This window comes from Streptomyces sp. NBC_00239 (assembly GCF_036194065.1).
GTDB lineage: Bacteria > Actinomycetota > Actinomycetes > Streptomycetales > Streptomycetaceae > Streptomyces.
In genome coordinates this window covers 7,162,838-7,184,418 of record NZ_CP108095.1, presented here as the reverse complement: position 1 = coordinate 7,184,418, position 21,581 = coordinate 7,162,838, and the positions used below count along the sequence as shown (strand labels likewise).

Below are 21,581 nucleotides of genomic sequence, written 5' to 3'. Positions count from 1 at the left end.
GGGGCGGCGGGCAGTGGCCGGAAAGCGCCTGTCCCCGCGGAAAATCGATTGCACCGGATCGATCCGGAAGGCGAACCTTGCACGGTTTGAACCATTCACCGAGCCATGGGGCGTCATGCAGATCAGCGATCTTCCGTATCCGGATCCAGGGGTACCGGACGCCCGCTCCGGCCCCCGGTTCCTGTGGTGGCTGGGCCGCAACCAGCTCGGTGGGCAGTGCCGGAGTCTGGCCTGGGGGCTGCTGCACCACTTCGGCGTCGCCGGGCTGCCGTTCGCGGTCGGGCTCGGCGTCGAGGCGGTCGTCGACCGCGACGGCGGCCGGCTGGTCTTCGTCGGCGGGCTCATCGTGCTGCTGGGCATCGCGATCTCGCTCGGTGACACCATGCTGCACCGCACCGCGGTCACCAACTGGATCACCGCGGCCGCCCGGGTCCAGCAATTGCTGTCCCGCAGGACGGCCGAGCTGGGCGCTGCGCTGACCCGACGGGTCGCCGCCGGCGAGGTGGTCGCCGTCTCGACGGGCGACGTCGAGAAGATCGGCTGGTTCGTCGAGTCCGTCTCGCGCTTCCTGGCGGCGGCCCTGGCCGTCGTCGCGGTCTGCATCGGGCTGCTCGTGTACGCGCCCGCCCTGGGCTGGGTCGTGGCGGTCGGCGTGCCGGTGCTCGCGCTGGCGGTGCTGCCGCTGCTGCCGGTCGCCACCAAACGGGCGGACGTCCAGCGCGAGAAGGCGGGCAAGGCCACCGAGCTGGCCTCGGACACGGTGGCGGGCCTGCGGGTGCTGCGCGGCATCGGCGGCGAGGAACTGTTCCTGGGCCGCTACCGGGAGGCCTCGCAGGAGGTGCGCCGGGCGGCCGTGCGCAGTGCGCGGATGTGGGCCGTGATCTCGGCGGTGCAGGTGTTGCTGCCGGGTCTGCTGATGCTCGTGGTGGTCGCCCACGGGGCCTCGCTGGCCCTGGACGGGCGGATCACCGTGGGTGAACTGGTCGCCGTGTTCAGCGCCGTGGCGATGATGATGTACCCGCTGCGGCACTTCGAGGAGATCGCGATGGCGTACTCCTTCTCCCGTCCGTCGGCCAAGCGGGCCGCACGGGTGCTGTCGCTGACCCGTTCGCTGCCGGACGCGTCCGCGCAGGCGGACCCGGAGGTGACGGGCGCGGCGGTGGAGGCCGTGGCGCCGGTGGCCGCGCCGGAGCCGGGCGGGGACCTGTACGACCCGGAGACCGGGCTGCTCGCGCCCGCGGGCCGGTTCACCGCGGTGGTCTGCGGGGACCCTGACCTGGCCGGGCGGCTCGCCGAGCGGCTGGGCGGCCATCCCGCCGAGGCCTCGGACGCTCCGTCCGTGCTGCTGGGCGGGGTGGCTCTGGACGAGATGGCGCTGGACACGGCGCGTACGTGCGTCCTGGTGCAGGACAAGGACCCGGTGCTGCTGTCGGGGACCCTGCGCGAGCTGCTGGACGTACCGGCCTCGGGGCTGGTGGCTGCCGAGCGGGCGCTGGCGGCGGCGCAGTGCGCCGACGTGCTCGACGCGCTGCTGCAGTCCGCCCCGGACGGGGTGACCGACGCGATGGATGCGCGGATCACCGAGCGCGGCCGGTCGCTGTCCGGCGGGCAGCGCCAGCGCCTCGCGCTGGCCAGGTCCCTGGTCACCGATCCGGAGGTGCTGGTGCTGGACGAGCCGACCTCGGCGGTCGACTCGCACACCGAGGCGCGGATCGCGGCGGGGATCGCGGAGCTGCGCAAGGGCCGCACCACGGTGGTGCTGGCCTCGTCGCCGCTGCTGCTGGACCGGGCCGAGCGGGTGGTGCTCGTGGACGGGGGCCGCGCCGCGGCCGTGGGCAGGCACCGGGAGCTGCTGGCGACCGAGCCGCGCTACCGGGCCGTGGTGACCCGCGAGACCGACGAGGAGCAGCGGGCGGCGGCACTGGACGGGACGCCCGGCCCGGACGCGGTGGTCGGGGTGAACGTCGTGGACGGACGGGATGGAAGCAACGGCCTGGCCGCCGTAAACGGCTTGGACGGCTTGGACGAAGTGAAGGCACTTTCCGAAATCGAGGAGTCGGCATGATCGGCGTGGCGCCACCGGAGTACGACCCGGCGGCCCCGGAGACGGCCGCGACGCTGCCGGTGGGCACACCGGCGACGGTACGGGCGTACGTGAGCGGGCTGTTGCGGCGGCACCGCCGGGCCTTCGTGCTGCTCGTCGCGTGCAACGCGGTCGCGGTGGTCGCCTCGATGGCGGGCCCGTACCTGCTGGGCCGGGTCGTCGACGACCTCGCCTCGGGCGCCCGCGACCTGCATCTGGGGCAGGTCGCCCTCGTGTTCGGGATCGCGCTCGCCGTGCAGGCCGTCTTCGTGCGGATGATGCGGCTGCGCGGGGCGATGCTCGGCGAGGAGATGCTCGCCGACCTCCGCGAGGACTTCCTGGTGCGGTCGGTCGGGCTGCCGCCGGGGGTGCTGGAGCGGGCCGGTACGGGTGACCTGCTGTCGCGGATCACCACGGACATCGACCGGTTGGCGAACGCGATGCGGGAGGCCGTGCCGCAGCTGGCCATCGGCGTGGTGTGGGCGGGACTGCTCTTCGGTGCGCTCGCGGTCACCGCGCCGCCGCTGGCGCTGGCCGCACTGGTGGCACTGCCGGTACTGGTGTTCGGTTGTCGCTGGTATTTCCGGCGGGCTCCTGCCGCGTACCGGTCGGAGGCGGCCGGGTACGCGGCGGTCTCGGCGGTGCTGACGGAGACGGTGGACGCGGGCCGCACGGTCGAGGCGCACCGGCTGGGCGACCGCCGGATCCGGCTGTCGGAGCAGCGGATCCGGGAGTGGACCCAGTGGGAGCGCTACACGCTCTTCCTCCGGTCGGTGCTGTTCCCGGTCATCAACATCACCTACGTGACGATCCTGGGCTCCGTCCTGATGATCGGCGGCTTCTGTGTGATGCAGGGCTGGATGACGGTCGGCCGGCTGACCACGGGCGCGCTGCTGGCGCAGATGATGGTCGACCCGATCGGGCTGATCCTGCGCTGGTACGACGAGTTGCAGGTCGCCCAGGTGTCGATCGCGCGGCTGGTGGGGGTCCGGGAGATCGAACCGGACGCCGGTGACGCGCAGGTCGCGCCGGACGGCCGGGACGTACGGGCCGACGAGGTGCGCTTCGGCTACCGGGAGGGCGTGGACGTCCTGCACCAGGTGTCGCTGGGGGTGCCGCCGGGCACCCGGATGGCGCTCGTCGGCCCTTCGGGCGCCGGCAAGTCCACGCTGGGGCGGCTGCTCGCGGGCATTTACGCGCCCCGGTCCGGCGAGGTCACGCTCGGCGGCGCGGAGCTGTCGCGGATGCCGGCCGAGCGGGTGCGTACGCACGTGGCGCTGGTGAACCAGGAGCACCACGTGTTCGTCGGCTCGTTGCGGGACAACCTGCGGCTGGCTCGCGAGGGCGCCGCGGACGCGGAGCTGTGGGCGGCGCTGTGCGCGGTCGACGCGGACGGCTGGGCGCGGGCGCTGGCGGACGGACTCGACACGGAAGTCGGTTCCGGCGGCGCGTCGCTGACTCCGGCTCAGGCCCAGCAGATCGCGCTGGCGCGGCTGGTGCTGGCGGACCCGCACACGCTGGTGCTGGACGAGGCGACCTCGCTGCTCGACCCGAGGGCGGCCCGCCATCTGGAACGGTCGCTGGCGCGGGTGCTGGACGGCCGTACGGTCATCGCGATCGCGCACCGGCTGCACACGGCGCACGACGCGGATGTGATCGCGGTGGTCGAGGGAGGCCGGATCAGCGAACTGGGCAGCCACGACGAACTGGTGGCGGCGGACGGCGCGTACGCGGCGCTCTGGCGCTCGTGGCACGGCTGATCGCCGTGTGAGCGTCCCCGCTGCGGCCCGGGGCCCGGCCTTGTGAGGAAAGGCCGGGCCCCCGGGTGCGCGCGAAGGCTGCCCGCCCGGGCGGGCAGCCATGCCGAGCCGCGCCGGAACCCGGGACCGCAGAAGTGCGGAGCTGCGGCGCGCTGCGGTGCTGCGGTGCTGCGGTGCTGCGGAAACTACGGTGCGGGCGGTACGTCGGGCAGGTAGGCCTGCCGCGAGGCACAGGTCCAGATGACGGGGCGTTCGATGCCGGACGCGTCCAGGGCGACGCCGCCGACCTGGTCCCGGGCGGTCACCGTGAAGGCCGCCGAGAACCCGCCGGGGGCGAGCCGGGGCAGCGCGAGCACGGGACCGCTGCCGGGCCAGTACTGGGCCTGGACCGGCGGCATGGGATCCGGCGGCCAGTCGTACGGCGAGTCGAAGGCCGTGCCCACCGTCACGTTGCCGGTCGGGCTGATGTCCTCGAAGCTGCCGCTGGTCCGGCCGGCCAGTGGCGCCGGGCCGGACCAGGTGTCGTACGGGGCGTCCCACGTCGCCAGGGTGTCGCGCAGGTCGCGGCTGCCCGTGATCACCCCGACGAGGCGGCCCGACTCGTCGATGGCCTGCGGCTGCGAGATCTCGTACGCGTTGCCGGCCGGCTCGGTCAGTCCGGGCGGCGCAGCCGGGTCGGCGCTCCACACGACCCCGGGTGCGGTCCCCCACGTGTCGTCCGGGTCCGCCGAGGTGCCCCAGCCGTAGCCGACGATCTGCCCGGCGTTGTTGATGCCGGTGACGTCCCGCAGGTCGAACCCGGCGGGCTCGGCCAGCTCGCGCCGGACGGCGGCGCCCGACCATTCGACGCCGACGGTGTCGGCGCCCTCGAAGCGGTAGCCGACGATCCGGCCGCGGTCGTTGACGGCGGTCGCGTACTGGCCGCCCGGCAGCAGGGTCACCGCACGCGCCCACGGCCGGTAGCTGAAGGCGCGCGGCCCGGCGGGCGAGAACAGCGTGCCGACCATCAGCCCGAACCGGTTGACGGCCGCGACGCGACCGGAGGTGAATCCGGCGGGCAGCGGCACCGCGTGCACGCCGGTGCCGAGCCAGTAGGCGGGCCGGCCGTGGGACACGCCGACCGCGAGGCCCACCGGGCCGATGCCGTTGACCTGGGTGTCCTCGATCCAGGGGCTCGGTTCGGCGGGTTCGGCGCCCGGCAGCGCGTGCAGGACCCTGATGGCCGGCCGGCAGCGCGCCGAGCCCGCCGCCTGCGGCCCCGCGGCTTCTGCCGGGGCCGCGACCGCCGGCAGTGCCAGCGCGAGCGAGGCGAGCACCGTACCGGCCGCCACCGCCCCGGCCCTGCTCCCGCTCTTCGCTCTGCTCTTCCCGGCGCTTCTGCCCGTGCGCCTGCCCACACCGTTCCCCATGCCCATGCCCATGCCCCCAGTCATGTGCGAGCCGACGGACCTGACGGCTCGTCGGCTCACATCATGAACGGACGTGGGCCCCCTGGCCACCCCTGCTTCGGGAACGGCGGGTGCCTGAGCCGGTCCGCCTGTCGAAGGGCGACGCGCGGGTATCTTCCGGGCTTGCTCGGGGTGACGGGGTGGGCGGCGGGGCGGCTAGGAGAGGAATCCGAGGGCCGAGGCGCCGCCCACGCCGCCGAGCAGCATGAAGACCGGCATGAGCACCTTCAGCTCGACCCAGCTGCCGGCGCGGAACCGCATGCCCTTGGGCGGCCCGAGCGGGTACCAGCGCTTGCCGGCGATGGGGATGGGCCACAGCACCGGGCAGCCGGACACGGTCAGCGCGTCCCCGATGTCGTGGACGAGCGCGCCCAGCACGATGGGCAGGCCCAGCCACAGGTACTCCTGGCCCGGTCCGGTGAACAGCCAGTCGGATCCGTTGTGCGGCTGGTCGAGCACGCCGGCGAGGATCCAGGCGCTGGTGGCGCCCAGCAGCCAGACCAGCACGTCGCTCGACATCCGCGCGGCCCGCCACAGCAGGCCTTCGACGGCCAGCACCAGGTGGACGAAGAGGAGGGCGAGCACGCCCCAGCGGCCGGTGGTGACGGCGATGGCGGAGGCTCCGGCCCCGATCAGGACGGCCCAGACCCAGGTGTGGGTGAGGGTCCGGTGGCCGCCGGATCGACGCGGGTCGCGGGTGGTGCGGGTCGCCTTGTATACGGCGTACGAGATCTTGTCGACCACTTCGCACAGGCCACGGGAGAGGGGACCGAATGCGCGCGAGATGGTCGCCGACTTGTGGTCGAGGTCGGGCGCGAGGGCGGCGCCGGCACAGATCAGGGCGCCGACGACGAGGACCGGCCAGGGCATCGGATGCCCGGCGGCCGCGACCGCCGCCCCCACCCCCAGCCAGGCCGCCGCGCCGGACAGGGAGTGTGCCGGTCCCATCATGGTCGTACCCGCCCCAGGTCTGTGGTGTTCGGGCCCTGTTGACGGTGTCGGTCGGGCCCGGTCGACGGGACAGCGTACCTGCGATGATCTTCATTGCGTCCTCCGGTTCCCCCTTAGGGGGTGAAGCCAGGCAAGATGGGGTCGTGACCCTCATTGATCAGCTGCCGCCGAACGCCGACCCCGACGCCCTCTTCGAGGCCTTCTCCTCGTGGGCGGAGGGACAGGGCATCGCCTTGTACCCGGCGCAGGAAGAGGCGCTGATCGAGGTGGTCTCGGGTGCGAACGTGATCCTTTCCACCCCCACCGGCTCCGGAAAGAGCCTCGTGGCGGCGGGTGCCCACTTCACCGCGCTGGCCCAGGACAAGGTCACCTTCTACACCGCGCCGATCAAGGCACTGGTCTCGGAGAAGTTCTTCGACCTGTGCAAGCTCTTCGGCACCGAGAACGTGGGCATGCTCACGGGCGACGCCTCGGTCAACGCGGACGCGCCGGTCATCTGCTGCACGGCCGAGGTGCTCGCCTCGATCGCGCTGCGGGACGGCAAGCACGCCGACATCGGCCAGGTCGTCATGGACGAGTTCCACTTCTATGCCGAGCCGGACCGCGGCTGGGCGTGGCAGATCCCTCTCCTGGAGCTGCCGCAGGCGCAGTTCGTCCTGATGTCGGCGACCCTCGGCGACATGAAGCGGTTCGAGGAGGACCTGACCCGGCGCACCGGCCGGCCCACCTCGGTGGTCCGTTCCGCGACCCGGCCCGTCCCGCTGTCCTACGAGTACGTCACCACGCCGATCACCGACACGATCACCGAGCTGCTGGAGACCCGGCAGGCGCCGGTCTACATCGTGCACTTCACCCAGGCCCAGGCGGTCGAGCGGGCGCAGTCGCTCATGAGCATCAACATGTGCACCCGCGAGGAGAAGGACAAGATCCAGGACCTGATCGGCAACTTCCGCTTCACCACCAAGTTCGGCCAGAACCTCTCCCGCTACGTCCGGCACGGCATCGGCGTGCACCACGCCGGCATGCTGCCCAAGTACCGGCGCCTGGTGGAGAAGCTCGCCCAGGCCGGCCTGCTGAAGGTCATCTGCGGTACGGACACCCTCGGCGTCGGTGTCAACGTCCCGATCCGCACGGTGCTGTTCACCGCGCTCACCAAGTACGACGGCAACCGGGTCCGCACGCTGCGCGCCCGCGAGTTCCACCAGATCGCCGGCCGCGCCGGCCGGGCCGGCTTCGACACGGCGGGCTACGTGGTGGCGCAGGCGCCCGAGCACGTCATCGAGAACGAGAAGGCCCTCGCGAAGGCGGGCGACGACCCGAAGAAGCGCCGCAAGGTGGTGCGCAAGAAGGCCCCGGAGGGCTTCGTCGCGTGGTCGGACACCACCTTCGAGAAGCTCATCGCCGCCGACCCGGAGCCGCTGACCTCGCGCTTCAAGGTCACCAACATCATGCTGCTGTCGGTCATCGCCCGGCCGGGCGATGCCTTCAAGGCGATGCGCCACCTCCTCGAGGACAACCACGAGCCCCGCAAGGCACAGCTGCGGCACATCCGCCGGGCCATCGCGATCTACCGCTCGCTGCTGGACGGCGGTGTGGTCGAGAAGCTCGACACCCCGGATGCCGAGGGCCGCACGATCCGGCTCACCGTCGACCTCCAGCAGGACTTCGCGCTCAACCAGCCGCTGTCCACCTTCGCGCTGGCCTCCTTCGACCTGCTGGACCCGGAGTCCCCCTCCTACGCGCTGGACATGGTGTCCGTGGTGGAGTCCACGCTGGACGACCCGCGCCAGATCCTGGCCGCCCAGCAGAACAAGGAACGGGGCATCCAGGTCGGCCAGATGAAGGCCGACGGCATCGAGTACGAGGAGCGGATGGAGCGTCTCCAGGACGTCACCTATCCCAAGCCGCTCGAAGAGCTGCTGCTCCACGCCTACGACGTCTACGCCAAGAGCCACCCGTGGGTGCGCGACCACCCCGTCTCCCCGAAGTCGATCATCCGCGACATGTACGAACGCGCGATGACCTTCACCGAATTCACCTCCTTCTACGAGCTGGCCCGCACCGAGGGCATCGTGCTGCGCTACCTGGCGAGCGCGTTCAAGGCGCTCGACCACACCATCCCCGACGACCTCAAGTCCGAGGACCTCCAGGACCTGATCGAGTGGCTCGGCGAACTGGTCCGCCAGGTCGACTCCAGCCTCCTCGACGAGTGGGAGCAGCTGGCCAACCCGGAGGTGGAGACCGCCGAGCAGGCGCAGGAGAAGGCCGAGCAGGTCAAGCCGGTGACGGCGAACGCCCGTGCCTTCCGGGTGCTGGTGCGCAACGCCATGTTCCGCCGGGTGGAGCTGGCCGCCCTGGACAACATCGACGAGCTCGGCGCCCTGGACGGCGAGGCCGGCTGGGACGCGGACCGCTGGGGCGACGCGATGGACGCCTACTGGGACGAGTACGACGACCTCGGCACCGGCCCGGACGCCCGCGGCCCCAAGCTGCTCGCGATCGAGGAGGACCCGGCGCACGGCCTGTGGCGCGTTCGGCAGACTTTCGCCGACCCGAACAGCGACCATGACTGGGGCATCAGCGCCGAGGTCGATCTCGCCGCCTCCGACGAGGAGGGCCGGGCAGTGCTCCGGGTCACCTTGGTCGGTCAGCTGTGAAACTGGAGGACGTGGCATGACGAACCCGGCCGAGAGACTGGTCGATCTGCTCGATCTCGAACAGATCGAAGTCAACATCTTCCGTGGCCTGAGCCCGCAGGAGTCGCTGCAGCGCGTCTTCGGCGGGCAGGTGGCCGGGCAGGCCCTGGTGGCCGCCGGCCGCACCACCGAGGGGGACCGGCCGGTCCATTCCCTGCACGCGTACTTCCTGCGCCCCGGCATTCCCGGGGTGCCGATCGTGTACCAGGTGGAGCGCGTGCGTGACGGCCGCTCCTTCACCACCCGCCGGGTCACCGCCGTCCAGCAGGGCCGCACGATCTTCAATCTGACCGCCTCCTTCCACCATCCGGAGGAGGGCAGCATCGAGCACCAGCTGCCTCCTCGCCTCGATTTCCCGCACCCGGACTCGCTGCCGAAGGTGGCGGACGAGATCCGCGAGCACCTCGGCGCGCTGCCCGAGGCTCTGGAGCGGATGGCCCGGCGCCAGCCCTTCGACATCCGCTACGTGGACCGGCTGCGCTGGACGCCCGAGGACCTGAAGGACGCCGATCCGCGCAGCGCGGTGTGGATGCGCGCGGTGGGCCCGCTGGGCGACGACCCGCTCGTGCACACCTGCGCGCTCACCTACGCCAGTGACATGACCCTCCTCGACGCCGTGCGCATCCCCGTGGAACCCCTGTGGGGCGTGCGCGGTTTCGACATGGCCTCGCTCGACCACGCCATGTGGTTCCACCGGCCCTTCCGTGCGGACGAGTGGTTCCTGTACGACCAGGAGTCCCCCATCGCGCACGGCGGCCGGGGCCTGGCCCGCGGCCGGATCTACGACGTCGAGGGACGGCTGCTGGTCTCCGTGGTCCAGGAGGGCCTGTTCCGCCCGTACGCCCCCTCGTCATCGAAGAAGGGATGACCCGGCTCCCATGAGCTCCGCCCCCTCCCCCTGCCCCTGTGGGCTGCCCGCCACGTACGCGAACTGCTGTGGGCGTTTCCACTCGGGGGCCCAGCAGGCGCCCACCGCCGAGCTGCTGATGCGCTCCCGCTTCAGCGCCTTCGCGGTCCGCGACACGGCCTACCTGCTGCGCTCCTGGCACCCGGACACCCGACCGGACCGGCTCGACCTCGACCCCGGGCAGCACTGGGAGAAGCTCGACATCCTCGGCACGGAGCACGGCGGGATGTTCGAGACGGAAGGCGCCGTGGAGTTCCGGGCGTACTACCGCGAGGGCGGGCACGCCGGCTCACTCCACGAGCACAGCCACTTTTCGCGCGTGGGCGGCGCCTGGGTGTATGTCGGCCCCCTGCAGCCCGTCTCCTTCGACTGAGCGGGCCTCGGCCAGCGCGAGGTAGAGGGCGGCCCGGTACCAGAGGACTTCGTCCGGGTGCTGTGCCCGCAGCAGCCGGCCGGCCACCTCGGCCGCGGACGGCAACTGCGGGTGCCCGTACGGCCGGGCCGGGGCGAGGGCCGTGAGGAGGATGCGCTCCGCCTCGTCGGGGACCGTCTCGGCCAGCACCTCGGGCGACAGCACGGCGGCCGTCACCGCCGCCCGCTCCCACCGGTCCGTGCACTGACGCAGCAGTTGCCCCGTGTGCCTGCCGCGCCAGTTGCGCGGCCGCAGGTCGGCGCCGGACGCGAGGGCCTCGCGGTCCCGGGCCGGTGCCGGGCCGGCGAGCAGCCGGGGCTCCCGGCGCCCGAACTCCCGGACTTCCTCGGCGAGATAGGCCCAGACCACGGCCCGGTAGCGGTTGATCCGGTAGGACACCGGGGTGAGGTACCCGCAGCGGGCGAGCCGGGTGAAACGGCCCGGGCTGGTGCCGAGCAGCGCGGCGCCGGTCACCGTGCCGACCGTGCGCACCCGCTCCTTCAGGGAGTCCGGGAACCCTTCGAGGGACCTGATGCGGTCCAGTTCGGCCCGCCGCCATCTGCGCACTCCGTCCGGCCCGCGCGCCGCGGCCCGGACCACGCCCAACTGCACGGCGAGCTGGAACTCCCCGCGTCGCAGGCCCAGTTCGGACGCGGCGCGGGCAGCCGTCACCGTATCGCCGATCGCCTTTTCGTTCATGACGGTCCTCCCACGAGCACTATTGCTGACTCTGTGTGAAGACCGTAACTCAGCGCGACGACATCCCGTCGGGCCTGTGGATAACTCCTCGGCCAGGACCGGACCACCCCGCGGGACCACCCCGCCCGGCCGCCCGGCCCACCGGCGCCCGCTAGTCGGCGCGACCCCGCTCCGCCACGCCCAGGTGTTCGCCGACCCGGTTGACCAGCAGGGTCATCTCGTAGGCGACCTGCCCGATGTCGGCCTCCGCCGCGCTGAGCACGCACAGGCAGCTGCCTTCGCCTGCGGCCATCACGAAGAGGGCCCCCTCGTCGTACTCCACCATCGTCTGCCGCACCTGCCCGGCCCTGAAGTGCAGGCCGGATCCCTTCGCCAGGCTCTGCAGGCCCGCCGAGACCGCCGCGAGATGCTCCGCGTCCGCGCGCTCGAGGCTGCTGCTGGCCCCGGTGACCAGGCCGTCGTTGGAGAGCACCACGGCGTGCCGCACCTGGTGGACTCGTTGGGTCAGATCGTCGAGCAGCCAGTCGAGCTGCTTGTCCAGCGCCATGTCTGTCGCCTCCCCCTACGCGCGGTCGCCCCCGCCCCCGCGCTCTCGTTCAGCCAGCCTTCCCCACCAGCGGCTTTCGGGCAAGGAGGATGTCCCCATGGCGACGAGAATGACTCAAGAGGAATGGCGGGCGTTTGTCTCGCATTCCACCCGAACCGGCAAACTCTCCACGGTACGAGCCGACGGCAGCCCGCACGTTGCCCCCATCTGGTTCGTTCTCGACGGGGACACCTTCGTCTTCAACACCGGGAAGGACACTGTCAAGGGGCGCAATCTGGCCCGCGACGGCCGGGTGGCGCTGTGCGTCGACGACGACCGGCCGCCGTTCTCCTACGTGGTCCTGCAAGGGCGCGCGGACATCTCGGAGGACCTCGACGAGATGCTGCACCACGCCACCCGGATCGGCGCGCGCTACATGGGAGAGGAGAGGGCCGAGGCGTTCGGCCGGCGCAACGCGGTGCCGGGTGAACTCCTGGTACGCGTAAGCATCGAGAAGGTCATAGCGTTCGCCGGCATCGCCGACTGAGCGGACTCGTCCTACTCGGCAGACCCGTCATACCCGGCCGACCCGGCCGACCCGGCCGACCCGGCGTGGTCACACCGTCCCGGCCTGCGGCTCCACCGAGTCCAGCAGCCGGGCGGTGTGCACCCGTCCCGCGTACTCGACCAGCCGGATCAGGACCTCCTTCCCCGAGTCCTTGTCCCGCGCGTCGCACAGCACCACGGGGGTGCCCTGTTCGAGGTCCAGGGCCCGCGCGACGTCGTGGGCGCCGTACGTCCGGCTGCCGGCGAAGCAGTTGACGGCGACCGCGAACGGGATGCGGCGGTGCTCGAAGTAGTCGACGGCCGGGAAGCAGTCCTCCAGCCGCCGGGTGTCCGCGAGGACCACGGCCCCGAGCGCGCCCTGGGACAGCTCGTCCCACAGGAACCAGAAACGATCCTGCCCCGGTGTGCCGAAGAGGTAGAGCGACAGGCCCGCCCTGATGGTGATGCGCCCGAAGTCCATGGCGACGGTGGTCGTGGTCTTGTGGTCGATGCCACCGGTGTCGTCGACCAACTCTCCGGCCTCGCTGAGGAGTTCCTCGGTCCGCAGCGGGCGGATCTCGCTGACCGCGCCGACCAGCGTGGTCTTGCCCACGCCGAAGCCGCCGGCCACCAGGATCTTCAGCGCGAGCGACGCCAGCTCCTCGCCGCCGCCGTCCCGACCGCCACCACCCCTGCCGCCGTCTCTGCCGCCGTCTCTGTCGTCTCTGGCGTCGTGTCCCATCACAGAGCTCTCAATCCTTCGATGACTTCCCGCAGAATCCGTTCGTCCGGCAACTGCGCCGGGGGCACCGGGCGGCTCACCCGTACGTGGCCGGCCTCCAGGAGGTCCCCGAGGAGCACCCGTACGACGCCGACCGGCAGGTCCGCGTCGGCCGACAGCTCCGCCACGGACTGGGTCTCCGACCTGCACAGCGCCAGCAGCGCCCGGTGCTCGGGCCCGAGCAGCGACTCGGCCGCCGCGTCGAGGCCGTCCGGGTCCACGACCACCAGCGCGATCAGGTCGAACCTGACCCCGCTCGGGCCCGGCTTCGTCCGGCCGCCCGTCATCGCGTACGGCCTGACGAGCGGGCCCGCGTCGGCGTCGAACCAGCGGCTGCCGCCGGACAGTTCCTCGCTCATGTGCGGGGCCGCCGTCAGCCTGCGGCCGGCGGCCGGCCGGCGAACCGCGGCGGCGTGTACAGGTGCTCGCCGACCCGCTTGACCAGCCGCGCCATCTCGTACGCGATGAGTCCGACGTCGGCGGCGGCGGCGCTCAGCACGGCGAGGCAGGAGCCGTCCCCGGCCGCGGCCACGAACAGGAAGCCGTCGTCCATCTCCACCATCGTCTGGCGCACGCCCCCGGCGTGGAAATGCCGGCCCGCGCCCTTGGCCAGGCTGTGGAACCCCGACGCCACCGCGGCGAGGTGCTCGGCGTCCTCACGGCTCAGCGCGCTGGACGCACCGACCGCCAGGCCGTCGTTGGACAGCACGACCGCGTGCCGCACCTCCCGCACCCGCGCCACCATGTCGTCCAGCAGCCAGTCCAGCTCGCCGGAACGCCGTGCACTGTCCATGTCGGTCCTCTGGTGTTCGATCACGACTGGTCTCCTTCGCTGCCTGCTCGGGTGGCATCTGCCGCGCCGCGGGCCCAGCCGGCGCGGTAGGCCGACATCCGGTCCCGGGCCTCCTCGGGGCTGCGCCCGGGCGGGTCTTCCGGTGCCCGGACCCCGGCGGGGGCGGCCGGCGCCGGTGCCTCGCGCAACTGCGGGACGAGGCTGGCCTGCCGGACCCGGCGGGGCAGTTCGGTGACGCCGGCGGGCAGCGCGCCCGGCCCCGCGGGCAGCGGTACGGGTGCGGTGGCGCGCAGGACGGTACGGGAGCCCGGCCCGCCTGCGCCGGTGCCGCCTGCGCCGGTGCCGCCTGCGCCGCGCGGGCGCAGCGTCGACACCGGGGCGGGGGCCTGATCCGGGGCGGGCGTCCGTTCCGGAGTCGGGCGCCCGGCGGGGCCGCCCGAGCTGCCGGAACCGCCGGAGCTGTCGTGGCCACCGTGGCCACCGGAGCTGCCGTGGCCACCGGAGCCACCGGAGCCACCGGCTGCGGACCCGGTCGCCCCGGAGCCGGTTCCGTCGGATCCGGCTCGCCGGGCGGCGGGGCGCTCGGAGGCGGCTCGCTCGTACGTGTGACCCGGCCCGGAGGCGCCGGGTCCGAGGGCGGTGACCCCGGATGCAGCGGGTCCGGATGCAGCGGGCCCGGCCAGGGTCTGGCGGGCGGGGGCCTGACCGACGGGGACTTGACGGGCGGGGACTTGGCCCATGGGGGTTTCCCAGGCGGCGAAGGGTCGCGGCGCCGCCGGGCGCTCCGCGTCGGGGGCCTGTGACCACGGCCCGCCCCGCCCTGGAGCGCTCTCCGCGAGGCGGCTCCGCGCCTGCCCGTTCCGCGCCGGGACTCCCGGGGCCGCGGCCCCTTCGGCCCCATCGGCCCCCGCCTCCGGCTCCGGCTCCGGAGCACCGGCCGGCAGGGCGCCTTGCAGGAGCGAGGTCGGGAGGAGCACCACCGCGGTGGTCCCCCCGTACGGCGAGGGCCTCAGGTGCACCTTCACGCCGTGCCGGGCGGACAGCCTGCTCACCACGAACAGCCCGAGCCGGTCACTGTCGAAGAGGTCGAGGGCCTCCGACTGTTCGATGCGCCGGTTGGCTTCGGCGAGCGACTCCCGGCCCATGCCCAGCCCGCGGTCCTCGACTTCGAGGACGTAGCCGGTGCCGACGGGTTCGCCGCTGACCCGGACCTTGGTGTGCGGGGGCGAGAACTGGGCGGCGTTCTCGACGAGTTCGGCGAGGAGGTGGGTGAGGTCGGCGACGGCGGCGCCGGCCACGGAGGTCTCGGCGAGCCGGCGCACCTCCACCCGCGGGTAGTCCTCGATCTCGGAGACGGCCGCCCGTACGACGTTGGTGAGCGGGACCGGCATCCGCCAGGCGCGGCCCGGGGCGGCGCCGGAGAGGATGATGAGGCTCTCGGCGTGCCGTCGCATCCGGGTGGTGAGGTGGTCCAGTCGGAAGAGGTCGCCGAGTTCGCCGGGGTCGTCGGCGCGCCGCTCCATCGAGTCCAGCAGGTTGAGCTGCCGGTGGACGAGGACCTGGCTGCGGCGGGCGAGGTTGACGAAGACGCCGGAGACTCCGCTGGCCAGTTCGGCGCGTTCCACGGCGGCGCTGAGCGCGGCCCGGTGAACCGTCGCCAACGCCTCGCCGACCTGCGCGATCTCGTCGTCGGCCGGGGTGCCTTCGGGTGTCTCCGCCGCCACGTCGATGTCCTGTCCGGCCCGCAGCCGGTCCATCGCCTCGGGGAGTTTTCGGTGGGCGATCTCCAGGGCGCCGTTGCGCAGCGAGACGAGTTCGACGACCAGGGCGCGGCCGATCCGGACGGAGATCACGAGGGAGGCGGCCACGGCCGCGAGGCCGAGGAGTACCGCGGCGCCGGCCACACTGACCACGCCTTCGGCCAGCGGGTCGGCGCGGTCGGCGGCGCTGTCGCGTGCCGCGTTCTCCACGGCGCGCATCGCCGTGGCCACTTCGGCGGCCGCGGTGTCCCAGCCGGCCGGAACGTCCCGGTCCGCCGCCCGTTCGCCGACCCGCCCGCCGCCGCTGCCGCCGCCCGTACGGGTGTCCGCGCCGAGCAGCCGGTCCTCGACGGCGGTCAGGGTGGCGTACGCGGCTCCCCTGCCGGTGGCCTGCCAGGACGCGCGCTGGGCGGCCGGCAGGTCCGCGGCCGCGGCCTCGGTCAGGGTGCGGCGGCTCTCGGCGGCGGCGGTGAACCGCCGCAGGTCCTCGGCGCCGAGCCGGGTGCCGGCGCCGGTGCGGCCGGCGAGTACGGCGTCCTCCCGGGCGAGCTGCTCGGCGGCGCGCGTGAACTCCAGGAGCACCCGGGCCTCGGAACCGTGCCCGGCGCCCTCCGCTCCGTCGCTCCCGGCGAGGGCGCCGCTGACGGCGAAGGCGGCGCCGACGACCTCGGTGTACGCCTCGAAGGCGGCGTCCCGGGTGGTCTTGCGCGCGCCGACGTCCGTACGTACCGCGGAGAGCGCGTCCGCCGCCGCGACGAACTCCCGCAGCGTGCGCGAGACGGCGGGCGGGTGGTCGCCCGAGTCGGCGACGGTGTGCCGGCCGCCGAGCCGGAGCCGGTCCAGGGCGGCGTCGGTGCGGCGGCCCTGCGCCGAGAGCGCGGCGGCGAGGTCGCCCCCCGGCGCGCCCAGGTAGCGGACGGCCGCGCGGCGCTCGGCTTGGAGTTCGGTGACGGCGCGGCCGACGGGGATACGTATCTGCTCGTCCACGCGCTGGATCCGGCCGAGCCGGGCGACGTCCTGCGCGGTGCTGACCGTGGCGAAGGCCCACAGGGCGAGCAGCGACACCACGGGCACCATCAGCAGCGAGACGATCTTGGCGCGGACGGTGCCGGGTCGCAGCCGCAGTCGCAGCGGCGCGGGGGCGGCGGGCGCGGCCGGGACGGAGGAGGCCGGTCCCGGGGCGCCGCCGGTGGCAGACCGGGGGCCCGCGGTCGGGTGCTCCTCGGCGGGCGGGCCGGCGTGCGCCCGACGGCCGCGCGCCGGTGGCGCCGGCAGCCGGGACGCGTCGGCGTCCGGGGTGCTGCGGGGTGTGCGCATGGGCTCCTCGTTCCGGATGGCGGTACGGCGGTACGGGTGGTGCCTGGGAGTCGGGCGGGGCCGGGGGTGCCTGGGAGTCGGGCGGGGCGGGGCGGCTGAACGACGGAGCGCGGAAGCGGGACGCGAACACCTCGGCCGCTGCGCCGCGTCAGGCGACGCCCGGCCCTGTCACGTCGGTGACCGGTCGTGCACGTCAGCGCGCGGTCGCGTCACGTCAGCGCGCGGTCGCCGAGGCGTTGGGCGGAAGCCGAGGCCGCGCGCTCGTCCGCGGTCGGGGAGAGCGCCACGAAGGCGGCGGTGAGGAAGAGGTACGAGCCCAGACCGACGGCGAGGGGGAAGATGAACTGCATGGCCGTGGCCCCGGGCAGGGTGCCGTCGGACGGGGCGACTTCGACGCCCACGGCCATCATTCCGGTGTAGTGCATGCTGGTCACGGCCGCGCCCATGACGAGGGAGGCCACGGCCACGGCGACGGGCGACTTGATGTTGAGGGCGGCCCACAGGGCGGCGGTGGCGGCGACGACCGCGATGCCGACGGACAGGGCGACGGTGAGCGGGTCGTAGCTGATCCGCCCGTGCAGCCGCAGTGCGGCCATGCCGAGGTAGTGCATGCTCGCGACGCCGAGTCCGGTGGTGAGGCCGCCCAGCACGAGGGCCCGGGTGCGGTCCCGGCCGTATCCGACGGCGAACACGCCGGCGCCGACGACGGCCATGGCGACGAGCAGGCTGAGGATGGTCAGCGGCACGTTGTAGTGGATCTCGGTACCGGTGACGCTGAAGCCGAGCATGGCCACGAAGTGCATGGTCCAGATGCCCGATCCGATGGCGGAGGCGGCGGTGAGCAGCCAGTTGCGCCGGGAGCGTCCGGTGGCGGCGAGCGCGCGGACGGTGCAGCGCAGCCCGAGGGCGGCGCCGATGGCGGCCATCACGTATGACAGCACGGGTGTGAGCCAGCCGAAGGCTGCGTGGTCCAGGTGTCCCATGACCCGGGGACGCTAGTCCGGGTGAGGGCACGAACAAGGGGCGCATTTCGAAAGGTGATGGAATATGACAGAGATACGTTCTTGCACGATCACACCCGGTGTCATCCTGCGCACGGCGTGTGTGGATCGCCGTTGAGGGATCATGGGCTCATGAGCGAAGACCACACGGAAGTCCAGGAGTTCTTCGGATCGCGTGCCGCCTCCTGGGACAGCAAGTTCCCCGACGACGGCCCCAAGTTCGCGGTCGGTGTCGGCGAGCTGGGCCTGCGGCGGGGCGACCGCGTGCTCGACGCGGGCTGCGGCACCGGCCGGGCGCTCCCGCACCTGCGCGAGGCGGTCGGCCCCGGCGGCACGGTGATCGGCCTGGACCTCACTCCCCACATGCTGGCGCAGGCGGCACTGGCCGGCCGCGACCGGGATGCCGTCCTGGTGCTGGGCGACGTGGCACGGCTGCCCCTGGGCGACGCGTCGCTCGACGCCGTGTTCGGCGCCGGACTCGTCTCGCACCTGGCCGACCCCGTGCGGGACCTCGCCGAGTTGGCGCGGGTGGTGCGCCCGGGCGGCAGGCTCGCGCTCTTCCACGCCATCGGGCGCAAGGCGCTGGCCGCCCGGCACGGCCGCGAGATCACCCCCGACGACCTGCGGGCCGAGGAGAACCTCCGCCCGGTCCTCGCCGAGGCCGGCTGGCAGCTGCTCTCGTACGCCGACGAGGACGCCCGTTTCCTCGCGCTGTCGGTCCGCACGGGCTGACCCGGGCATGTCCGCGCGACCGCCCCGGGCCGGGACCGGGTGGGCCGGGCCGCGGTGGGTCCGTTACCCGTCGGCCGGGGGCCGCGCGGCCGCGGCGGCCGGGCCGCGGGTGTGCGGGACCGGGCAACCGCCCCGCCCCGGCACCGGGAAGGTGCCGAGCGCGGCGACGGCGTAACCACCCGGATAGCTCTTGATCTCGGGGTTCTGGCGGGCGTAGTGCGGTGCGCGGCGCGGCGGCAGCAGCCGCACCGCCCGGCCGCGCAGCCGCAGGGCGCCCCGTACCAGCGAGCGGACGGCCGGGCGGGGCTGCTCGTAGCGGAAGGCCCGAAGGAGCGCGTCGTCGAGGAGGGCGAGGCTGGCGCCGCGCAGCAGCGGGGCGAGCGGGGCGGGGTACCAGGAGGCCATCAGGTCGAGTGTGGCGTCGGAGACCTTGCGGCCGCCCTCGTCCCAGGCGAAGTGCTCCGCCTCGTACGCGTCGAGGCAGCGCTCGAACTCCTCGAAGGTGCCCGGGATGTCCGTGATGCCCATGTGGCTGCCGAGGGTCGCGTAGTACCGGGCGGCGGCCTGCGCCTCGTGACCCGAGAGCGGCCGCCAGCCGTAGGCGTCCATCCAGCGCTTGGGGACGACCACGAACGTGCACAGCACGTAGCGCATGTCCTCGTTGCTGATGTCGTAGCTGCGGTGCATCTGGTTGACGCGGCGGATCGCGGTGCGCCCCGGGTCGCTGTCGAAGCCGTGCTCGATGACCGCGTCGAGGAGCAGCGCGGTGTCGTCGTAGCGCTTCTGCGCGCGGGTGGTGAACTCGGCCGTCTCGGCGAGCAGCCGTCCGATGCTGGGCACGGCGTACGTCCGGTAGAGGGCCAATTCGAGCGCCCGGGTGTAGTCCCAGGGGAATTCGTACGTCGCGGTGAGCCGGTAGATGGCCAGGAAGTCCTTCTCCGGGTCGAGCCGGAGGATCTCCTTGAGCCGGTCGTAACGCGTCACCGCGCGGTCCCCTTCCGTGGTGGAGGGTCAACTCTACGTGCGGGTCCAGGCCTTGGCACACCGGAGGACGGCCGCGGGGGCGGGCCGGGCGTGCGGCCGGGAAATCACATCCGGCCGCCTCTCGACGGTGGGGTTACTCACTGGTTAGGGTGCGCCGACGAACAGCAATGGGAGGGCACGTGACCGGGACGGACGAGGACGCCGACGCGGACGGCGCGATGGCGGGGACCGGCGCGGACGGCGAGGCCGCAGGAGGCGGCGACGGCGTGGACGACGGGGAGGGCGCGCTCTACGTGCTGTCGGCCCAGCTGCTCACCCCGGCACAGTTCCCGAGCGTGTTCGGCGACGACTACCCGGAGGCCTGCCGGGCCCTGGGCCTGGCCCCGCACGCCGAGGGCTACGGGCTGGTCCTCGGCCAGGACGAGCTCGGCGCGCGCTGGACCGTCGTGATCGACGACGTGTCGCTGGTCGCGGTCGCGATCGCCTCCTGGGACTGCGGGATGGAGTACGACCTTTCGCCCGACGACCGCACGATCGTGGCCTCCCTCGCGGGCTGGCCGCTCGACCTGGCCGTGTCCGCGCCCGGCGTGCCTGAGCCGCACGACCCGGAGCAGGGCGCGGACGGCACCGGCCGGGTGCCGCTGTCGCCGCCGCGCACGGACGTCTGGGGGCCGGCGCAGCGGCGGATGGGCGCGGACGAGATCGCCCTCCAGTGGACCGCGTGGCGCGAACAGTACGTCGCCCCCGAGGCGGTCGACAGCGCGTCGGGGGACGACGGATCGGCCGACGGCGCACCGGCCGAGAGCGATGCGGGCAGCGCGGCCGCGGGCTCCGCGGGAGGGGGTTCCACGGATGCCGGTTCCGCGGGCGAGGCAGGCCGGGACGCGGCGGCTGCCGCCCGGCCCGGGAGCACCGGTGTGCGGCGGGTGCTCGACGAGGCCCGCGCGTACACGCAGAACCCGCCGCCGCCCGGCCGCATCCGGTCCACGTTCGCCTCGGGCGATGCCCGCACCCTGCGGGTCGACGGGCCGGGCTGGTCGCTGGTGGCCCGGACGGACGACATGGCGTTCGTCCTGCTCGACGAGGAGCCGGGCCAGGTCCGTCCGATCGGCCGCGGGCCCGAACTCCCCGGCCTGCTGGAGTCCTTGGACAAGATCGCGGTCCGTCCGACCTGACTATTGTGATCATCACTAAGCAGTAGGGAAGCAGGGTGAGCAGGAGGCGGGCATGACGGACGGACCGGAGCGGAACGACAGCGGACACGAGGTGGCGTGTGCGCCGGTGGGCCGGGTGGTCGGCGGGCGGGCCGAGGCCGTCGACGACGACTGGGGCCGCGAGGCGGCCGTGATCCGGCTGGACGCGGCACGGTTCGGCCCCGAGGCCCTGTTCGGACTGGCGGACTTCTCCCACCTGGAGGTCGTCTACCACTTCGACCGGGTGCCCGTGTCGAAGATCGAGACGGGTGCGCGGCACCCACGCGGCAACACCGACTGGCCACTGGTCGGCATCTTCGCGCAGCGGGGCAAGAACCGCCCGAACCGGCTGGGCGTTTCCCGCTGCCGGCTGCTCAAGGTGGACGGCCTCGACGTGCACGTCGAGGGGCTGGACGCGGTCGACGGCACGCCGGTGCTCGACATCAAGCCGTACCTCGCGGAGTTCGGCCCCCGCGGCGACGTCCGGCAGCCCTCGTGGTCGGTGGAGCTCATGCGCGACTACTACTGAGCCGGCCGGACAGGGCGCGGCGGCCGGTTCCGGGCCGCGCGCCTTGTCTCCGCCGTGCCGGCTCGGGCGCGCCCGCCTCCGCCGACGTCGATCAGGCCTGCTCCGCCGCGGCGGTCAGACCCGCCCGCTGTCGGAGTCGGGGGCGGGCTCGGAGCCGGGCTCGGACCCGGTGGAGCTGTGCTCGGTGGAGCTGTGCTCGGCGGGGGCGCCGACGGCTCTCACGGAACCGCTCCTCGTGCCGGTCACCGGCCTATCTGCTTGCGCGAGACTCCCCGCAGCCGGCGCCGCTGCGACGGGTCGAGCAGGAGGTACGCGGCCACGGGCACACCGATCAGCACCAGCAGTCCGGCCCAGAACCCGACCGCCCAGAACAGGACGATCGCCGCCACCACACCCGCAGCGGCCACCTTCGCGCGTGTCGACATCGCGGCGCCTCCAACCAACCGATCGGCGGCGCCCTGCG

The 21,581-nt window shown here is 73.4% G+C and carries 20 protein-coding genes; 9 read left to right on the top strand and 11 right to left on the bottom strand.

What is annotated here, in order from left to right; all coding sequences use genetic code 11:
• Positions 1-115 precede the first annotated feature (115 nt).
• Together OG764_RS31935 and OG764_RS31930 are read left to right on the top strand one after the other, a co-directional pair.
• Positions 116-2,065, top strand: coding sequence for an ABC transporter ATP-binding protein (locus tag OG764_RS31935; protein ID WP_328971800.1), 1,950 nt, complete (start codon positions 116-118; stop codon positions 2,063-2,065).
• Positions 2,062-3,843, top strand: coding sequence for an ABC transporter ATP-binding protein (locus OG764_RS31930; protein WP_328971799.1), 1,782 nt, complete (start codon positions 2,062-2,064; stop codon positions 3,841-3,843). The genes OG764_RS31935 and OG764_RS31930 overlap by 4 nt, the downstream gene beginning before the upstream one ends.
• A 185-nt stretch (positions 3,844-4,028) precedes the next feature.
• On the opposite strand, the gene OG764_RS31925 is transcribed toward OG764_RS31930, so the two are convergent.
• On the bottom strand, positions 4,029-5,174 hold the full coding sequence (locus OG764_RS31925) for a hypothetical protein (RefSeq protein WP_328971798.1): 1,146 nt from the start codon (positions 5,172-5,174) through the stop codon (positions 4,029-4,031).
• Positions 5,175-5,447: 273 nt separating this feature from the next.
• Positions 5,448-6,242, bottom strand: coding sequence for a metal-dependent hydrolase (locus OG764_RS31920; protein ID WP_328971797.1), 795 nt, complete (start codon positions 6,240-6,242; stop codon positions 5,448-5,450).
• Positions 6,243-6,385: 143 nt separating this feature from the next.
• On the opposite strand from OG764_RS31920, the gene OG764_RS31915 reads away from it, so the two are divergent.
• From OG764_RS31915 to OG764_RS31905, 3 genes are read left to right on the top strand one after another with little or no spacing between them, the layout of a single operon-like run.
• Positions 6,386-8,899 carry a DEAD/DEAH box helicase gene (locus OG764_RS31915; RefSeq protein ID WP_443056105.1) on the top strand — a complete coding sequence of 838 codons (2,514 nt, stop codon included), beginning with the start codon at positions 6,386-6,388 and terminating at the stop codon, positions 8,897-8,899.
• A 16-nt stretch (positions 8,900-8,915) separates the two neighbouring features.
• Positions 8,916-9,806 (top strand): acyl-CoA thioesterase, encoded by an 891-nt coding sequence (locus OG764_RS31910; protein ID WP_328971795.1) that lies wholly within the window; start codon positions 8,916-8,918, stop codon positions 9,804-9,806.
• Positions 9,807-9,816: 10 nt separating this feature from the next.
• The gene (locus tag OG764_RS31905) at positions 9,817-10,218 is read left to right on the top strand and encodes a YchJ family protein (protein WP_328971794.1); all 402 of its coding nucleotides are present in this window, start codon (positions 9,817-9,819) and stop codon (positions 10,216-10,218) included.
• On the opposite strand, the gene OG764_RS31900 is transcribed toward OG764_RS31905, so the two are convergent.
• Both OG764_RS31900 and OG764_RS31895 read right to left on the bottom strand, forming a co-directional pair.
• The gene (locus OG764_RS31900) at positions 10,135-10,956 is read right to left on the bottom strand and encodes a DUF6397 family protein (RefSeq protein ID WP_328971793.1); all 822 of its coding nucleotides are present in this window, start codon (positions 10,954-10,956) and stop codon (positions 10,135-10,137) included. The genes OG764_RS31905 and OG764_RS31900 overlap by 84 nt on opposite strands.
• A gap of 151 nt (positions 10,957-11,107) precedes the next feature.
• Positions 11,108-11,503 (bottom strand): roadblock/LC7 domain-containing protein, encoded by a 396-nt coding sequence (locus OG764_RS31895; RefSeq protein ID WP_328971792.1) that lies wholly within the window; start codon positions 11,501-11,503, stop codon positions 11,108-11,110.
• A 97-nt stretch (positions 11,504-11,600) separates the two neighbouring features.
• On the opposite strand from OG764_RS31895, the gene OG764_RS31890 reads away from it, so the two are divergent.
• Entirely contained in the window at positions 11,601-12,029 is a 429-nt protein-coding gene (locus tag OG764_RS31890; RefSeq protein ID WP_328971791.1) for a PPOX class F420-dependent oxidoreductase, read from the top strand.
• A gap of 69 nt (positions 12,030-12,098) precedes the next feature.
• Here OG764_RS31890 and OG764_RS31885 read toward each other — a convergent pair whose 3' ends face one another.
• The 5 genes from OG764_RS31885 to OG764_RS31865 all read right to left on the bottom strand — a co-directional run bounded on the left by OG764_RS31885 (position 12,099) and on the right by OG764_RS31865 (position 17,662).
• Positions 12,099-12,770, bottom strand: coding sequence for a GTP-binding protein (locus OG764_RS31885; protein WP_328971790.1), 672 nt, complete (start codon positions 12,768-12,770; stop codon positions 12,099-12,101).
• A complete protein-coding gene (locus OG764_RS31880; protein ID WP_328971789.1) occupies positions 12,770-13,168 on the bottom strand; it encodes a DUF742 domain-containing protein in 399 nt (132 codons plus the stop codon). The genes OG764_RS31885 and OG764_RS31880 overlap by 1 nt, the downstream gene beginning before the upstream one ends.
• A 14-nt stretch (positions 13,169-13,182) precedes the next feature.
• Complete coding sequence (locus OG764_RS31875) at positions 13,183-13,602, bottom strand: roadblock/LC7 domain-containing protein (RefSeq protein ID WP_328973239.1); 420 nt, start codon at positions 13,600-13,602, stop codon at positions 13,183-13,185.
• A gap of 20 nt (positions 13,603-13,622) precedes the next feature.
• Positions 13,623-16,679: a sensor histidine kinase gene (locus tag OG764_RS31870; protein ID WP_328971788.1), complete on the bottom strand. Its 3,057-nt coding sequence runs from the start codon at positions 16,677-16,679 to the stop codon at positions 13,623-13,625.
• 209 nt (positions 16,680-16,888) lie between these two features.
• The gene (locus tag OG764_RS31865; protein ID WP_328971787.1) at positions 16,889-17,662 is read right to left on the bottom strand and encodes an MHYT domain-containing protein; all 774 of its coding nucleotides are present in this window, start codon (positions 17,660-17,662) and stop codon (positions 16,889-16,891) included.
• A 150-nt stretch (positions 17,663-17,812) separates the two neighbouring features.
• On the opposite strand from OG764_RS31865, the gene OG764_RS31860 reads away from it, so the two are divergent.
• Complete coding sequence (locus OG764_RS31860) at positions 17,813-18,412, top strand: class I SAM-dependent methyltransferase (RefSeq protein ID WP_328971786.1); 600 nt, start codon at positions 17,813-17,815, stop codon at positions 18,410-18,412.
• A gap of 63 nt (positions 18,413-18,475) precedes the next feature.
• Here OG764_RS31860 and OG764_RS31855 read toward each other — a convergent pair whose 3' ends face one another.
• Positions 18,476-19,396, bottom strand: a complete 921-nt coding sequence (locus OG764_RS31855; protein WP_328971785.1) for an oxygenase MpaB family protein — start codon at positions 19,394-19,396, stop codon at positions 18,476-18,478.
• 218 nt (positions 19,397-19,614) lie between these two features.
• Here OG764_RS31855 and OG764_RS31850 point away from each other — a divergent pair, with 218 nt between their 5' ends.
• Both OG764_RS31850 and OG764_RS31845 read left to right on the top strand, forming a co-directional pair.
• Entirely contained in the window at positions 19,615-20,571 is a 957-nt protein-coding gene (locus OG764_RS31850; protein WP_443056256.1) for a hypothetical protein, read from the top strand.
• 52 nt (positions 20,572-20,623) lie between these two features.
• The gene (locus OG764_RS31845) at positions 20,624-21,118 is read left to right on the top strand and encodes an SAM-dependent methyltransferase (RefSeq protein ID WP_328971783.1); all 495 of its coding nucleotides are present in this window, start codon (positions 20,624-20,626) and stop codon (positions 21,116-21,118) included.
• Positions 21,119-21,360: 242 nt separating this feature from the next.
• Here the strand turns inward: OG764_RS31845 and OG764_RS31840 are convergent, their stop codons facing one another.
• Complete coding sequence (locus OG764_RS31840; RefSeq protein ID WP_328971782.1) at positions 21,361-21,543, bottom strand: hypothetical protein; 183 nt, start codon at positions 21,541-21,543, stop codon at positions 21,361-21,363.
• Positions 21,544-21,581 lie beyond the last annotated feature (38 nt).